The sequence below is a fragment of the Variovorax sp. WDL1 genome (assembly GCF_001541225.1).
In the GTDB taxonomy this organism is placed as follows: Bacteria; Pseudomonadota; Gammaproteobacteria; order Burkholderiales; family Burkholderiaceae_C; genus Variovorax.
Genome location: NZ_LMTS01000218.1, coordinates 71,152 through 86,805 on the forward strand (window position 1 = coordinate 71,152; position 15,654 = coordinate 86,805).

The 15,654-nt window shown below is 67.9% G+C and carries 15 protein-coding genes; 2 read left to right on the plus strand and 13 right to left on the minus strand.

The window, feature by feature from the left end; translation table 11 throughout:
• Window positions 1-3 precede the first annotated feature (3 nt).
• From holA to APY03_RS27375, 7 genes are all read right to left on the minus strand, one after another.
• Window positions 4-1,065 carry a DNA polymerase III subunit delta gene (gene holA, locus APY03_RS27345; RefSeq protein WP_068681815.1) on the minus strand — a complete coding sequence of 354 codons (1,062 nt, stop codon included), beginning with the start codon at window positions 1,063-1,065 and terminating at the stop codon, window positions 4-6.
• Entirely contained in the window at window positions 1,065-1,586 is a 522-nt protein-coding gene (locus APY03_RS27350) for an LPS-assembly lipoprotein LptE (RefSeq protein WP_068681854.1), read from the minus strand. Before APY03_RS27350 ends, holA begins: the two co-directional genes overlap by 1 nt.
• A gap of 8 nt (window positions 1,587-1,594) precedes the next feature.
• Window positions 1,595-4,258, minus strand: a complete 2,664-nt coding sequence (gene leuS, locus APY03_RS27355; RefSeq protein ID WP_068681817.1) for a leucine--tRNA ligase — start codon at window positions 4,256-4,258, stop codon at window positions 1,595-1,597.
• Between the two features lie 124 nt (window positions 4,259-4,382).
• Window positions 4,383-4,844, minus strand: a complete 462-nt coding sequence (locus APY03_RS27360) for an ExbD/TolR family protein (protein ID WP_068681819.1) — start codon at window positions 4,842-4,844, stop codon at window positions 4,383-4,385.
• Between the two features lie 18 nt (window positions 4,845-4,862).
• Window positions 4,863-5,561: a MotA/TolQ/ExbB proton channel family protein gene (locus tag APY03_RS27365; RefSeq protein ID WP_068681821.1), complete on the minus strand. Its 699-nt coding sequence runs from the start codon at window positions 5,559-5,561 to the stop codon at window positions 4,863-4,865.
• Between the two features lie 10 nt (window positions 5,562-5,571).
• On the minus strand, window positions 5,572-6,372 hold the full coding sequence (gene dapB, locus APY03_RS27370; RefSeq protein WP_102905686.1) for a 4-hydroxy-tetrahydrodipicolinate reductase: 801 nt from the start codon (window positions 6,370-6,372) through the stop codon (window positions 5,572-5,574).
• Between the two features lie 93 nt (window positions 6,373-6,465).
• Window positions 6,466-7,032, minus strand: a complete 567-nt coding sequence (locus tag APY03_RS27375; RefSeq protein ID WP_068681823.1) for an outer membrane protein assembly factor BamE — start codon at window positions 7,030-7,032, stop codon at window positions 6,466-6,468.
• A 92-nt stretch (window positions 7,033-7,124) separates the two neighbouring features.
• On the opposite strand from APY03_RS27375, the gene fur reads away from it, so the two are divergent.
• Entirely contained in the window at window positions 7,125-7,544 is a 420-nt protein-coding gene (gene fur, locus APY03_RS27380; protein WP_068681825.1) for a ferric iron uptake transcriptional regulator, read from the plus strand.
• A gap of 42 nt (window positions 7,545-7,586) precedes the next feature.
• Here fur and hprK read toward each other — a convergent pair whose 3' ends face one another.
• The 4 genes from hprK to APY03_RS27400 all read right to left on the minus strand — a co-directional run bounded on the left by hprK (window position 7,587) and on the right by APY03_RS27400 (window position 11,824).
• Window positions 7,587-8,546 carry an HPr(Ser) kinase/phosphatase gene (gene hprK / locus APY03_RS27385; RefSeq protein ID WP_068681826.1) on the minus strand — a complete coding sequence of 320 codons (960 nt, stop codon included), beginning with the start codon at window positions 8,544-8,546 and terminating at the stop codon, window positions 7,587-7,589.
• Window positions 8,547-8,574: 28 nt separating this feature from the next.
• Entirely contained in the window at window positions 8,575-9,042 is a 468-nt protein-coding gene (locus APY03_RS27390) for a PTS sugar transporter subunit IIA (RefSeq protein ID WP_068681828.1), read from the minus strand.
• Between the two features lie 93 nt (window positions 9,043-9,135).
• The gene (hpf, locus tag APY03_RS27395) at window positions 9,136-9,465 is read right to left on the minus strand and encodes a ribosome hibernation-promoting factor, HPF/YfiA family (protein ID WP_068681830.1); all 330 of its coding nucleotides are present in this window, start codon (window positions 9,463-9,465) and stop codon (window positions 9,136-9,138) included.
• A gap of 259 nt (window positions 9,466-9,724) precedes the next feature.
• The gene (locus APY03_RS27400; RefSeq protein WP_068681832.1) at window positions 9,725-11,824 is read right to left on the minus strand and encodes an ATP-dependent helicase; all 2,100 of its coding nucleotides are present in this window, start codon (window positions 11,822-11,824) and stop codon (window positions 9,725-9,727) included.
• A 211-nt stretch (window positions 11,825-12,035) separates the two neighbouring features.
• Between APY03_RS27400 and corA the strand changes: the two genes are divergently transcribed.
• Entirely contained in the window at window positions 12,036-13,022 is a 987-nt protein-coding gene (gene corA / locus APY03_RS27405) for a magnesium/cobalt transporter CorA (RefSeq protein ID WP_068681834.1), read from the plus strand.
• On the opposite strand, the gene APY03_RS27410 is transcribed toward corA, so the two are convergent.
• A complete protein-coding gene (locus APY03_RS27410; protein WP_068681836.1) occupies window positions 13,015-13,788 on the minus strand; it encodes a 5'-methylthioadenosine/adenosylhomocysteine nucleosidase in 774 nt (257 codons plus the stop codon). The genes corA and APY03_RS27410 overlap by 8 nt on opposite strands.
• 12 nt (window positions 13,789-13,800) lie before the next feature.
• A complete protein-coding gene (locus tag APY03_RS27415; protein WP_068681838.1) occupies window positions 13,801-15,477 on the minus strand; it encodes a long-chain-fatty-acid--CoA ligase in 1,677 nt (558 codons plus the stop codon).
• Window positions 15,478-15,654: the final 177 nt, after the last annotated feature.

The following is a 15,654-nucleotide window of genomic DNA, read 5'->3' on the forward strand; positions in this document are numbered from 1 at the left end:
ACTTCAGCCCCGTGCCGGCGCGGTACAAGCCCGGCACAGCATCAGTGCCAGCCGCTGCAGCGCCTGCCAGCCGCTGGCCGGCCAGTCGGGCTGCTTCAGACCCTTGACGATGCCATCCACCACATGGGCGGCGCGCAGCAGGCGGGCCAGCGCGCGCTCGTCCAGCCGCGGCAGCACGCGCTCGAAGGCGCGCTCGCGCGGCCCCCAGATGCGGTTTTCGCGCAGCGCCATCGGCAGCGGTCGACCGGCCGACATGGCGTCCTTCACCCGCTTGAGCGCACGGATGTCCTCGGCCAGCGTGTAGTGCACCAGCACCTCGGCCTCGCCCTCGGCCTGCAGGCCGTCGAGCATGCGCGCCACGCGTTGCGGGTTGCCGCCCAGCACCGCCTCCGAGAGCTTGAAGACGTCGTAGCGCGCCACGTTGTTCACCGCGGCCTCGACCTGCTCCCAGCCGAGCTCGCCCGCGGGGTACAGCAGCGCGAGCTTCTGGATCTCCTGGTGCGCGGCCAGCAGGTTGCCCTCGACGCGGTCGGCGAAGAACTGAAGGGTGCGCTGGCCCTCCTCCCCGCCTTTCACCCGCTGCGCCTGCCGCGCCAGCCGCTGCGCGATCCACTGCGGCAGCGCGGCGCGCTCGATGGTCTCGACGGGCAGGCTGACGCCGTGGTTCTCGAGCGCTGCGAACCAGGCGCCGGTGCGCGTGGCCTTGTCCAGCCGCGGCAGCAGGACCAGCGTCAGGGTACTGTCATTGCCTGCGGCGGCCTCGGCAATCTGCTGGAGCGCGGCGCTGCCGTCCTTGCCCGGCTTGCCGGAGGGCACGCGGATCTCCACGATCTGCCGCTCGGCGAACAGGCTCAGCGAGCCGCCGGCCGCCAGCACTGCACTCCAGTCGAAGTGCGCGCCGGCCACGGTGTACGAGCTGCGCTCGGTATAGCCCTGCAGCCGCGCCGCCGCGCGGATCGCGTCGGCGGCCTCCTGCGCCAGCAGCGGCTCGTCGCCGTGGATGACGTAGAGCGCCTTCAGCCCCTTCTGCAGGTGGGCCTCGAGCTGGGCCGCGGCGAGCTGCATCAGAGACTCTTGACCGCCGCCAGCCGGCGCAGCGTCTGCTGGGCGATGTCTGCCTGCATGTCGCGGTACAGCAGCTCGGTCTCGCTTTCCTTGGCCAGCGCGGCGGTTTCGTTGTAGGTGATGTCGCGGGTCTGCTCGATCTGGGTCGGAGCCATCAGCTCCTTGCCGCCGGGCGTGCGCAGCCGCACGCGCATCGTGAGCCGCAACTGCAGCTCGCGCACCTGGCCGGCCGAGTTGGTGGACAGCACGGCGCTGCCGCGATTCTCGGACAGGACCTCCAGCACCGCATCCGCGCGTTGTTGCTCCTCGATCGGCACCAGCTCGACATTGCCCGCGGCACGGAACTGGCGGCGTAGCGTGTTGACGAAGGCCGAGGTGCCCGGCACCGCCAGCGACTTGAAGGCGAAGTCCGGTGCCTTGCGCAGCTGGAAGCCGCAGCCGGCGAGCGCCACCGCGGAGACCGCCGCGGCGAGCAGGGCGCGGCGCGGCAGGCGGCCGGCGTGCCGGATCGATGTGTTCATGTCGACCTTCATACCACCACGTTCACCAGCCGTCCCGGCACCACGATCACGCGCTTGGCCACGGCGCCCTCGGCGTGCTTGGCGAAGGCCTCGCTGGCCAGCGCGATCTTCTCGATCTCCGGCTTGCTTGCGTTGGCGGGCACGCGCAGCGAGCCGCGCAGCTTGCCGTTGATCTGCAGCATCAGCTCGATCTCGTCCTGCTCGAGGGCGATCGTGTCGACCGCCGGCCAGGGCGCGTCCAGCAGCGCGCCATGGAGCTTGTCGTAGTCCAGTTCGTGCCACAGCGCATGCGTGATGTGCGGTGTGGCCGGGTAGAGGCAGCGCAGCAGGATGCCGAAGCCCTCGCGCGCAGCGGCGCGGTCGCCCGGGCTGCCGTCCGACTTGAAGCCCTCCAGCGCGTTCAGCAGCTTCATCGCGCCCGAGACCACGGTGTTGTACTGCATGCGCTGGTAGTCGTAGTCGATCTGGCGCAGCACGGTGTGGACCTCGCGGCGCAGTGCCTTGGCCTCCTTGCCGAAGGCCGAGCGCGGGTCCACCGTCTCGAGGTCGATCTCCTCGCCCTCGGGCACGGCCGCCTGCGCGGTGCCGAGCGTCACGCCGTAGTTCCAGACCCGGCGCAGGAAGCGGAAGCTGCCTTCCACCGCAGCGTCGTTCCACTCCAGCGTGGCCTCGGGCGGCGCGGTGAACATGGTGTACAGGCGCGCGGTGTCGGCGCCGTACTTCTCGATCAGGTCCTGCGGGTCGACGCCGTTGCGCTCGCTCTTGCCCATCTTGCCGACGCCGCCGTATTCGACCTTCGTGCCGTCGGCCAGCGTACCGCCGGTGATGCGGCCCTGCGCGTCGAGCACCTGCGTCACCTCGGAGGGCGGGAAGTACTCCTTGCCGCCCTTGTCGCTGCGCCGGTAGAAGATGTGATTGAGCACCATGCCCTGCGTGAGCAGCTTGCTGAAGGGCTCGTCCACCTTCACCAGCCCGAGGTCGCGCATCACCTTGGTCCAGAAGCGTGCGTAGAGCAGGTGCAGGATGGCGTGCTCGATGCCGCCGATGTACTGGTCCATCGGCATCCAGTACTGCGCCCCCTCGGCCACCATGGCCTGGTCGTTCTTCGGATCGCAGTAGCGCATGAAGTACCAGGCGCTGTCGACGAAGGTGTCCATGGTGTCGGTCTCGCGCCGCGCCGGCCTGCCGCAGACGGGGCAGACCACGCCGGCATGGAAGCCTTCGTGCTTGTGCAGCGGGTTGCCCGAGCCGTCCGGCACGCAGTCGGTGGGCAGCACGACCGGGAGATCTTTCTCCGGCACCGGCACCGCGCCATGCTCCTCGCAATGGATGATGGGAATCGGCGTTCCCCAGTACCGCTGGCGGCTGACGCCCCAGTCGCGCAGGCGCCAGGTGGTCTGCATCTCGCCCAGGCCCTTCTGGCCCAGCGCATGCGCCACCGCCTTGACCGCCCCGGCATGGGACATGCCGCTGAAGTTGTCGGAGTTGATCGTGACGCCGCGCTCCTTGTCGGCGTACCAGTCCTGCCAGCGGTGGTAGTCGAAGTGGGGCTCGTCGTCGACCAGGACCACCTGGATGATCTCGATCCCGTACTTGTTGGCAAAGGCGAAGTCGCGCTCGTCGTGCGCCGGCACGCCCATGACGGCGCCGTCGCCGTAGCCGATCAGCACGTAGTTGCCGACCCAGACCGGCACCGGCTCATCGGTGATCGGGTGCCGCACGTGAAGGCCGATGGGCAGGCCCTTCTTCTCCTGCGTCGCGAGCTCGGCCTCGGTGGTGCCGCCGCTCTTGCATTCCTCGATGAAGGCGGCGACCTTGGGGTCTGATTTCGCGGCATGCAGGGCCAGCGGATGCTCCGGCGCGACGGCGCAGAAGGTCACGCCCATGATGGTGTCCGCCCGCGTGGTGAAGACGTACATGCGGCCGCCCTGGATGAGCTCGCCCTTCTCGTCCTTGATGTCATGCGGGAAGGCGAAGCGCACGCCCTCGCTCTTGCCGATCCAGTTCTCCTGCATCAGCTTGACGCGCTCGGGCCAGCCCGGCAGCTTGTGCTGGGTGTGCTCGAGCAGTTCCGCGGCGTAATCGCTGATCTTCAGGTAATAGCCAGGGATCTCGCGCCGCTCGACAGTCGCGCCGGTACGCCAGCCCTTGCCGTCGACCACCTGTTCGTTGGCCAGCACGGTCTGGTCGACCGGATCCCAGTTCACCACCTGGGTCTTGCGGTACGCGATGCCCTTCTCGAGCATCTTGAGGAACAGCCACTGGTTCCACTTGTAGTAGCTGGGGTCGCAGGTGGCGATCTCGCGGCTCCAGTCGATCGCCAGGCCCATGGCCTGGAGCTGGCCCTTCATGTAGGCGATGTTCTCGTAGGTCCACCTGGCCGGCGGCACGCCGTTCTTGAGGGCGGCGTTCTCGGCCGGCAGGCCGAAGGCGTCCCAGCCCATCGGCATCAGCACGTTGTAGCCGCTCATGCGCAGGTAGCGCGTGAGCATGTCGTTGATGGTGTAGTTGCGCACATGGCCCATGTGCAGCTTGCCGCTGGGGTACGGCAGCATCGAGCAGGCGTAGTACTTCTTCTTTTGCGCGTCCTCGGTGACGCGGTAGGCGTCGGCCGCCGTCCAGGCTGCCTGGGCGGCCGACTCGACGTCGCTGGGTTTGTAGCTGGGATTCATTGGGCAAAGAGCAACAACAGCCCGGCATCGGACGGCCGGGGAAGAGGGATTATCGCGGCTGGCCATGCCCCGCCGCGCGATGAACGCGGGGAAGCCCCGCCCGGCGCCCTCTGCGCAGAGGATCTCAGGGCCTGCGGGCGGGCGGCGCCTCGGTCACGAAGCCGATGCGGCTGAGCCCGGCCTTGTTGGCGATGCCCATCAGCTCGACGATGCGCCCATAGGGGACGGCCTGATCGGCGCGCAGCTGGACCTCGGTGTCGCGGTTGTCGGCGGCGGCCTTCTGCAGCCGGGCCGCGAGCTCCTCGGCAGTCACCGGCTGGTCGTCGAGGAAGAGCCGGCCGGCCGTGTCCACCGAAAGGCTCACGAACTTCGGCGTGTCGCCGGGCTGGCCGGCGTCGGTGCGCGGTAGATCCAGCTTGATCGAGCTCGCCATCAGCGGGGCGGTGATGATGAAGATGACCAGCAGCACCAGCATCACGTCCACCAGCGGCGTGACGTTGATGTCCGACAGCGGCCGCTGGCCGCCGGCGCCGACCGCACGGCCGCCGGTGGCGCTGCTGCCGAGGGAGGTGCGACCGAAAGCCATGGCAGCTGTCCGTGCCGGCTACGCAGGCATCGGACGGGCGGGGGGCAGGGGCGCCTCGCGCGACGGGTCCTCGCCCAGGGCGCCGAGCAGGTCGTGCGCGAAGCCTTCGAGCTCGGCCTCGATGCGGCTGACCACGCGGCCGAACACGTTGTAGGCCAGCACCGCCGGGATGGCCACGGCCAGGCCGAAGGCGGTCATGATCAGCGCCTCGCCCACCGGGCCGGCCACCTTGTCGATGGTGAAGCCGCCGGTTTCGCCGGCGATGCCCGTCAGCGCGCCGTAGATGCCCCAGACGGTGCCCAGCAACCCGACGAAGGGCGCGGTGGCACCGACCGTGGCCAGCAGGATCTGCCCGGACTGCAGCCGCCGCAGGGCGCCATGCAGGGCGTCGCGCAGCACCCGCGTCAGGCGCTGGCCGCGGGCGACCGCGCCGCCGAGCGTGGCCGGATCGGGCTGCGCGCCGAGCTGGCGCACCGCGCTCACCGCCGGCCAGACCAGGGCCGCGCGGTCGAAGCCTCGCAGTCTCTCCTCGGCATCGCCGAGTGAGGCAGACTGCCAGAAGGCCGCGATGCTGCGCACCACGTCGCGGGTTCCGCCGCGCAGCAGCCAGGCCTTCCAGAGGATCACGACCCAGCTGGCGACCGACATCATCAGCAGCAGCACCGCAACCGATCGGCTGACGCCATCGCCGTGGGTGAGCAGCTCCAGGACCGTCATGCCCGATCCGTCAGCGCAGCCCGAGTACGTCGAACATGTCGAACAGCCCGTTCTTGCGATCGGCCAGGAAGCGCACCGCACGCAGGCTGCCCTGCGCGTAGGTGACGCGGCTCGCGGACTTGTGGGTGATCTCGATGCGCTCGCCGGTGCCGGCGAAGAGCACCGTGTGGTCGCCCACGATGTCGCCGCCGCGGATGGTCGCGAACCCGATGCTGGAGGGGTCGCGCTCGCCGGTGACGCCCTCGCGCGCATAGACCGCGCATTCCTTGAGGTCGCGGCCCAGCGCGCCGGCGATCACCTCGCCCATCTTGAGCGCGGTGCCCGAGGGCGCATCGACCTTGTGGCGGTGATGCGCCTCGATGATCTCGATGTCGTAGCCGGTCGACAGGGCCTTGGCCGCCATCTCCAGCAACTTGAAGGTGACATTGACGCCCACACTCATGTTCGGCGCCATCACGATGGCGATGTCCTTGGCCGCGGCGGCAATCTCGCCCTTCTGCGCCTCGCTGAAGCCGGTGGTGCCGATCACGGCCTGCACGCCCAGCTCGCGGCACACGGCCAGGTGCGCCAGCGTGCCCTCGGGGCGGGTGAAGTCGATCAGCACCTGGGCATCCTGCAGGCCGGTGCGCAGGTCGGACACGATGGGCACTCCGCTGGTGAACCCAAGGAAGGCGGCGGCGTCTGCGCCGATCGCCGGATTGCCCGCGACGTCGAGGGCGCCGGCCAGGCGGCAGTCGGGGGCTTCCCGCACGGCCTCGATCAGCATGCGGCCCATGCGGCCGGAGGCGCCGGCAATCGCGATGCGGCGCAGCGGCGGAGTGGTGATGGAAGAGGATTCGGTCACGCGGGGGAGCCTTCGGAAAATGCCGGCCGTTGCGCCCGGCGGGGCCGGGGGGTCAGCCTACTAGCGCGTCGCTTCGAGCGGCGGGTAGCTGGGGGGCAGCGGCGGCAGGGAGGCGGAGGAGGCGTCGGCGTCAGCCTCCTTGCCCCTGTCCTTGGACGGCTCGAACTTCTTGAGCTGATCTTCCGTGGCTTCGAGCACCGGCACCTTGCCGGCGCGGCCGCGGGCGTCGACTGCGGCGACGAATTCCTGCTCGCTGGGCATCGCATCGCCTTCGAAGCGATCGAGCACCTCGCCGTTGAAGAACACCGTCAGGCGCCGCTGCTGGGGCTCGACGCCCTGGCGCCGGATGGTGAAGACATAGTCCCAGCGGTTGGTGTGGAACACGTCCGTCAGCAGCGGAGTGCCGAGGATCTCGCGCACCTGTTGGCGCGGCATGCCGGCCTTGAGCAGTTCGACCTGCTCCTTCGAGACGAAATTGCCCTGAACCACTTCGACCTTGTAGGGCGTGATCGCAGAGAGAACACCGCGGGAGCGCTCGGTGAAGCTGCTGCAAGCCCCCAGGCTCAGCGTCGCGGCGACCGCGCCGGCGAGCAGCCAGAGGCGGCTTTCTTGGGAAAACTCAGGCATGGGAAGGGGCCGGGAGGGCAAGCGATATGATCGAGCCATTGTAGCGGCTGGCCCTACGGGGACCCCTCGCAGGGACGGGCGCAGGAGTGACCATGGGCAACATCGACGAACTCAAGAACACCGGCCTCAAGGCCACGCTGCCGCGCCTCAAGATCCTCGAGATCTTCCAGAACGGCGGGCAGCGCCACATGACAGCCGAAGATGTGTTCCGGGTGCTGCTCAACGAGCATTCGGACATCGGCCTCGCGACGGTCTACCGCGTGCTCACGCAGTTCGAGCAGGCCGGCATTCTCGAGCGCAGCCACTTCGAGAGCGGCAAGGCGGTCTACGAGCTCAACGAGGGCAAGCACCACGACCACCTGATCTGCACCGGCTGCGGCAAGGTCGAGGAGTTCTACGACGCCGAGATCGAGCGCCGCCAGCAGATGATCTCGAAGGACAAGGGCTGGATCCTGCAGGACCACGCCATGTCGCTCTACGGGCTCTGTGCCGACTGCACGAGCAAGCGGTAGGCCCGCGCCGGGCTGCGCTCCGGGGCGGTCGCACCTCCCCGTCTAATCGTCGTCCCGCGCGCCTTCCATGGCCTTGTGGTGCCGGGCCACGAAGTCGGCATAGGTATCGATGCCGCGCAGTTGCAGGATCGAGTTGCGCACCGCCGCTTCCACCAGCACCGCGATGTTGCGGCCGGCCACGACCTGGATGATCACCTTGCGCACCGGGATGCCCAGCACGTCCTGGGTCAGCGGCGCCGAGGGCATGCGCTCGTAGTCGCGCTCGAAGCTGTCGCGCCGCACCAGGTGCACGATCAGCTTGAGCCGCATCTTCCGGCGCACCGCGGTCTCGCCAAAGATGGCGCGGATGTCCAGCAGGCCGATGCCGCGCACTTCCAGCAGGTTCTGCAGCAGTTCGGGGCAGCGCCCTTCCAGCGTGGTCTGGTTGATGCGATAGAGGTCGACCGCGTCGTCGGCCACCAGGCCGTTGCCGCGCGATATGAGCTCCAGGCCCAGCTCGCTCTTCCCCAGCCCCGACTCGCCCGTGATCATCACGCCGAGGCCCAGGATGTCCATGAAAACGCCGTGCATCGAGGTGCGTTCGGCGAAATGCTTGGACAGGTAGGCGCGCAGCAGGTCGATCACGAAGGCCGATGATTCCCGCGTGGCGAACAGGGGTAGCTGCGCGCGCTCGCAGATCGACAGCAACTGGTCGGGCGCTGCCTGGCCGTCGGCCAGCACCAGCATGGGTGGCTCCAGCGTCACGATCCGGGCGATGCGCCGCACGCAATCGTCGGGCGAGCCGCGCGTGAGATAGGCCACTTCGCGTGCCCCGAGGATCTGGACGCGGTAGGGATGGATGTAGTTGAGGTAGCCGACGAGGTCGGCGGCCGACTGGGCGCGGCTGATGACGCCGGGGTCGAACTGGCGCTCCGAGGCGCCCAGGCCCGCAAGCCACTCCCAGCGCAAGGAGCCGCGGAACTCCTCGAACATCGCGTCGGCGCTGATGACGGTCGGCTTCATGCGGCAGACGCCGGACGGAAGACGCGCTTCAAGCGACCTGGGCCGATTGCCATCCTGCGATCAGGGCATGCAGCTGCGCAGCGTCGTTGCTCGACTTGATCTGCTCGCGCAATCCGGCGTCGCTCAGCAGCTCGGCGATCTCGGAGAGTATTTCCAGATGTTTCTGGGTTGCCGCTTCGGGCACCAGGAGGAAGATCAGGAGCACCACCGGCTGCTCGTCCGGCGCATCGAAGCCGATCGGATTGGCCAGCTGGAACACCGCGGCCATCGGGGACTTCAGCCCCTTGATGCGGCCGTGGGGGATGGCCACCCCATGCCCCAGGCCGGTGGAGCCCAGGCGCTCGCGGGCGAACAGGCTGTCGGTGATGAGGGCGCGGCCCAGGCCGTGCAGGTTTTCAAACAGCAAGCCCGCTTCTTCGAAAGCTCGTTTCTTGCTGGTGGCGTCGACGCTCACAAGGACTTGAGCGGGCGGCAGGATGGACGCGAGTCGGTTCATGTTGGGGCAGGGCGGGGGCGATTATGCACCTGCCCCGCAAAAAGCAAAGAGCCGCCCGAAGGCGGCTCGCAAGAGTGTTTGCCCGAAGAGGTACTACATCACGCGCTTCGGCGCAGCGTGGAAGTGGTCCTTGAGGCACTCCTTGTGGCGAACGACCTGGCGGTCGAGCTTGTCGACCAGCTCGTCGACGGCGGCGTAGAGATCAGCATGGCTCGACTCGGCGAACATGTCACTGCCCTTGACGTGAATATTGCACTCGGCCCGTTGGCGCCTTTCCTTTTCCTTCTGCTTTTCCACCGTGAGGATCACCTTCACATCGACCACCTGGTCGAAGTGACGGGTGATTCGGTCCAGCTTGCTCGTGACGTAATTGCGAAGCGCGGGGGTGACGTCGAGGTGGTGACCGCTGATCGTCAAATTCATGAATGACCTCCTGGAATTGACGGTTGGGAAAAAGGCCCTGCCTCATGGAAGTGAAGCCTGGCCGGCGAAAAAAAAGAGGGGGCGGGAGAAGGGAGAGAAAGAAAGGGGAAGAGGAAAGGGACGGAGAAGGGGAAGGGGTCGGTTCACTATGCCCATGCTGTCATCGAATTGCAATCCCTCTCGGCGCAAACCCCTCGGAGCCTTTGTGGTCAAGGCCCGGGCGCTATCAAATATGTAGTCTAAAGACCGCGCGCCGTGCTCAGCGCCATGCGGCGCGCAGGCGTTTGCGCAAGTCGATGACCGCCGCTGGCGGCGGCACGGCAGGGGCCCGCTCGGGCGCTGGCGGCCAGGTGATCTGCTCGAAGCCCCGGGCCTGTGCCTCCGAGATGAAGCGCGTGCGGCCGGCGTAGAGATGGCGGTCCCCACGCACCGCCTGCTGGGTGACGTAGAAGCGCTGTGGCACGATCAGGTGCAGGTGGTCGCGCGCACGCGTCATGGCCACGTAGAGCAGGCGCCGCTCCTCCTCCAGTTCCTGGGCGCCCTGCGCGACATCGGCCGGGATGCAGCCGTCGACCACGTTGAGCACGTGCACCGAGCGCCACTCCTGCCCCTTCGCCGAATGGATGGTGGAGAGGATCAGAAAGTCCTCGTCGAGCAGGGGCGGGCCGGGCCGGTCGCTGGTGGCCTCTGGCGGATCGAGCGTGAGTTCGGTCAGGAAGCGCTCGCGCGAGGCGTAGCCGGAGGCCAGGCGGGCCAGCTGCTCGACGTCGCCGCGGCGCAACCCGGCATCGTCGTGCAGCCGCTCCAGGTGCGGCAGGTACCAGCGCAGCGCGAGTTCCATGTCGGCCGGCCAGGCGAGTTCCGGGGCACGCAGTTGCACATAGATCGCTGCGAAGCGCGCCCACTCCTCCTTCGCGGCTGCGGGCGGCTGGAAGGCCTGCACCACGGCAGCCGGATTTTCCGCCTCGGCCATTCCATCGAGCAGCCGGGTCGAGGTGGCAGGCCCGATGCCCGGGATGAGCTGGGTGACGCGAAAGCCCGCCATGCGGCCGCGCGGGTTCTGCGCGAAGCGCAGCACCGCCAGCAGATCCTTCACATGCGCGGCCTCCAGGAACTTGAGGCCGCCGTACTTGACGAAGGGGATGTTGCGCCGCGCCAGTTCGAGTTCGAGCGCCGCACTGTGGCTCGAGGTGCGGAACAGCACGGCCTGCGACTTCAGGGCCAGCCCGCCTTCGCGGTGCGCCAGCACGCGCTCCGCCACGAAGCGGGCCTGCTGGGCCTCGTCCGGCACCAGCACCAGTTGCGGCCGGCCCATGGAGGGCTTGTCGGTCCACAGCGTCTTGGCATGGCGCTCGGCCGCCGCCGCGATGACGGCATTGGAGACGTCGAGGATCGGCTGGGTCGACCGGTAGTTGCGCTCCAGCGTGACGATGCGCGCGGGCTGGGCGAACTGGCCCGGAAAATCGAGGATGTTGCGCACCGTGGCGCCGCGAAAGGAATAGATCGCCTGCGCATCGTCGCCCACCACGGTGAGGCCGCGGCCGTCGGGCTTGAGGGCGCGCAGGATGGCGGACTGCAGCAGGTTGGTGTCCTGGTACTCATCGACGAGCACATGGTCGAAGCGCGCGCCCAGCTGCGCCGCAAGGGAGGGCTCCGCCACCATCTCGGCCCAGTAGAGCAGAAGGTCGTCGTAGTCGAGCACCTGCTGCGCCTGCTTGGCCTCGACGTAGGCGCCGAACAGGCGCTTGAGCTCGGCCTCCCATTCGGCGCACCACGGGAAGGCCTGGGCCAGCACTTCGGCCAGCGGCGCGCCACCGTTGACGGTGCGCGAGTAGATCGACAGGCAGGTGCCCTTGCGCGGAAAGCGGCGCTCCATCGCAGCCAGGCCGATGTCGCTGCGCACCAGGCCCATGAGGTCCTCGGCGTCGCCGCGGTCGTGGATGGTGAAGCTGGCGTCGAGACCGATCTGCGCGGCATATTCGCGCAGCAGCCGGGCGCCAATGCCGTGGAAGGTGCCGGCCCAGGGCAAGGACGGCGGCGCCTCCGAGCGCAGCCCGAGCACCTTCGCCAGCACTTGGCCGGCACGCCTTTCCATCTCTTGCGCGGCGCGGCGCGAGAAGGTCAGCAGGAGGATGCGCTGCGGATCGGCGCCGTGCGCGATCAGGTGGGCCACGCGGTGCGCCAGGGTGCTGGTCTTGCCGGAACCGGCGCCGGCGATCACGAGCAGCGGGCGCGGGTCCGGCGACGCGGCCCCGGCCCCGTGCTCGACGGCCGCCCGCTGTGCTTCGTTGAGTTCCGCGAGAACCGTGGCAAGGCGCTCTTCCTGGCGCAGTGGGATGGGGATCGCGACGCTGGACATCGAGCGCCACTTTACTGGATATCCATCCAGATCCCCCAGGAAAATGCAAGAGGCCGGTGACATAATCGCGCCTCGCTGCAACCGGAGACTCCGAATGGACACCGTTCCGCCTCGGCAGCTTTCAACTCCCCTGTGACGCGTCGTTGGCCAGGGATTTGAAAGCGCCCCCCCGCCCCCTCGCCAACGCCACAACACCACCCGGGAGTGAGCCATGCTCAACATCTTCACGCTCGCCAACGGCCGCCTCGTCCAGGAAGAGATCGAGGCGCTGGAGGAACTGTCCAAGTTCCAGCCGATCTGGGTCGATCTCGAATCGCCCACGCTGGAAGAGAAGCGCTGGATCAAGCAGTACTACGGCCTGTCCATCCCCGAGGATGCGATGGACGAGGACATCGAGGAGTCGGCCCGCTTCTACGAGGAAGACAACGGCGAGCTGCACGTGCGCAGCGACTTCCTGATCGACGACGACGAGAACCCGCGCTCGGTGCGCGTGGCCTTCATCCTCAACCAGCACAATGCCGAGCTGCGCAGCCGCGGCGTGCTGTTCTCGATCCATGACGAGGATGTGCCGGTGTTCCGCCTGCTGCGCATGCGTGCACGTCGTGCGCCCGGGCTCATCGAGGACGCCAAGGAGGTGTTGCTCAAGCTCTTCGATGCCGATGCCGAGTACTCGGCCGACTCGCTGGAGAACATCTACGACGAGCTGGAAGTCGCCGGCAAGAAGGTGCTCGAAGGCAACGTGAGCGACGAGCTGGCGGGCGAAGTGCTGGCCGCGATCGCGCGCCAGGAAGACCTGAACGGCCGCATCCGCCGCAACGTGATGGACACGCGCCGAGCGGTGAGCTTCATGATGCGCAGCCGCATGCTCAACGCCGAGCAGTTCGAGGAGGCGCGGCAGATCCTGCGCGACATCGAGTCGCTGGACAACCACACCGCCTTCCTGTTCGACAAGATCAACTTCCTGATGGACGCCACCGTTGGCTTCATCAACATCAACCAGAACAAGACCATCAAGATCTTCTCGGTAGCCAGCGTGGCGCTGCTGCCGCCGACGCTGATCGCGAGCGTGTACGGCATGAACTTCAAGCTCATTCCTGAACTGGACTGGCGCTACGGCTACGTCTACGCGATCGTGCTGATGGTCGCCAGCGCGCTGGTGCCGATGTGGTACTTCCGCCGGCGCGGCTGGCTCAAGTAGCGCGGGGGCCGGGCAGCCCGGCGAGCCAGGCCTCGATCAGGGCCAGGCTGTAGCGGCTCGCGACTGCGGCGACAAAGCGCAGGAAGTCGGCATGGGCCTGGTCGTCGGCGCGGTCCGAAATGGTCCGCACAGCGGCGAACGGGATGCGGTAGTCGTGGCAGACCTGTGCCACCGCGGCGCCTTCCATCTCGCAGGCCAGCGCGTCGGGCAGGTCATGGCGCAGCGCCTCGCTGTCGGCCGCGCGGGCAATGAAGCGATCGCCGCTCACCACCAGCCCGCGGTGCAGGCGCGGCGCGTGCAGGCCGAAGTCATCGACCACCTGCTGGCCCAGCAACGCGACCGGATCGCCCAGCAGCCGCTCGGCCACCGTCGCCAGGGCCTCGCTGATGGCGGTGTCGGTTGCGAAGCGCGCATGCCCGGTCAGGGGCACCTCGTAGCGAGGAAAGATCGGCGATGCGTCCAGGTCGTGCTGCAGCAGCCGGCTCGCCACCACCACGTCGCCCACCCGCACGCCGGGCGCCAGCCCGCCGGCCACGCCGGTGAACACGATGGCGCGCACACCGAAGCGCTCGAGCAGCACGGTGGCGGTCGTGGCCGCCGCAACCTTGCCGATGCGCGACAGCACCGCGACCACCGGCTGGCCCTGCAGATGCCCGGCCCAGAAGTCGCGGCCGGCGATGCGCACGCGCTGCTCGTCCGGCATGGCGGCAAGCAGGGCGCCGAGCTCCTCCTGCATGGCTGCCACGATCGCGATCGGCGCCACCACGGAAATGCCCCGCTACTTCTTGTCGCGCAGCTCGCGACGCAGGATCTTGCCCACCGGCGTCTTCGGCAAGTCGGTGCGGAACTCGACCAGCCTGGGCTGCTTGTAGCCGGTGAGATTGGCGCGGCAGAACTCGCGCACCTGGGCTTCGGTGAGCTCGGGGTTCTTCTTGACGATCACCAGCTTGACCGCCTCGCCGGTCTTGTCGTCAACAATGCCCACTGCCGCGCATTCGAGCACACCCGGGATCTGCGCCACGACATCCTCGATCTCGTTGGGGTACACGTTGAAGCCCGAGACCAGGATCATGTCCTTCTTGCGATCGACGATCTTGAAGAAGCCGCGTTCGTCGACCAAGCCTACGTCGCCGGACTTGAAGTAGCCGTCGGCCGTCATGACCTTGGCCGTCTCGTCCGGACGCTGCCAGTAGCCGGCCATCACCTGCGGGCCCTTGATCGCGATCTCGCCCGGCTGGCCCGCCGGCACTTCGTTGCCATCGTCGTCCAGCAGCTTCAGGTAGGTGCTCGGCAGCGGCACCCCGATGGTGCCGGTGTATGCGGTACTGGTGGTCGGGTTGCAGGTGGCTGACGGGGAGGTCTCCGACAGGCCGTAGCCCTCGCAGATCGGGCAACCGGTCTTCTCGAGCCAGAGCTTGGCAACCGCGCCCTGCACGGCCATGCCGCCGCCGACGGAAACCTTGAGGTTCTTCCAGTTGACGGTGTTGAAGTCCGGGTGGTTGGCGAGCCCGTTGAAGAGCGTGTTGACCGCCGGGAAGCTGTGGAAGGTGTGCTTGGACAGTTCCTTGAGCACGGCGGCGAGGTCGCGCGGGTTCGGGATCAGGATGAGCTTGCCGCCGGTGCGCATGGACAACATCATGTTCACCGTGAAGGCGAAGATGTGATAGAGCGGCAGCGCGCACACGCTGGTGGGCTGCTCGCCGGCCGGCACCTTCTGCATGACCGGGTCGTTCCAGGCCTCGGACTGCAATACGTTGGCGATCACGTTTCGATGCAGCAGCACCGCGCCCTTCGAGACGCCGGTGGTGCCGCCCGTGTATTGCAGCACGGCGACGTCATCCGGCCCGATGGCCGGCGTCTGCAGCGTGCGCCCCGCCCCCTTGTCCAGCGCGTCGTTGAAGCGCACGGCGCCGGGCAGGCTGTACGCGGGCACCATCTTCTTGACATTGCGCACCACGTAGTTGACCAGCGCGCCCTTGAGCAGGCCGAGCCGGTCGCCCATGCCGCTCAGCACCACATGCTTGACCGGCGTGGCGCCGATGCACTGCTGCAGCGTGTTGCCGAAGTTCTCCATGATCACGATCGCCTTGGAGCCCGAGTCCTTGAGCTGGTGCTCCAGCTCGCGCGGCGTGTAGAGCGGGTTCACGTTCACCAGGATCAGCCCGGCGCGCAGGATGCCGCAGACCGCGATGGGGTACTGCAGGCAGTTGGGCATCATCACCGCGACGCGATCTCCCTTGGCCAGGCCCAGGCCCTGCAGGTAGCTGGCGAAGGCGCGGCTCAGCTTGTCGACCTCGCCGTAGCCCATGTCCTTGCCCATGAAGCTGTAGGCCGTCCGATCGGCGAATTTCGAGAAGCTCTCCTCCATGAGCGCGACCAGCGACGGGTAGCGCGAAGCGTCGATGTCGGCCGGTACGCCTTGCGGGTAGCTGCTGAGCCAGGGACGGTCTGTCATGGATATGTCTCCTCAACGGATTCTGGATTCTGGTTACGGAAACGCCGCCCGGCCTTCTCGGCGCGGGCGGCGTGCACACGGGATGCCGCCGCTCTTATTCGATCGCCTTGCCCATGTCCTCGACCACCTTCTTGGCGTCGCCGAAGACCATCATGGTCTTGTCCATGTAGAACAGCT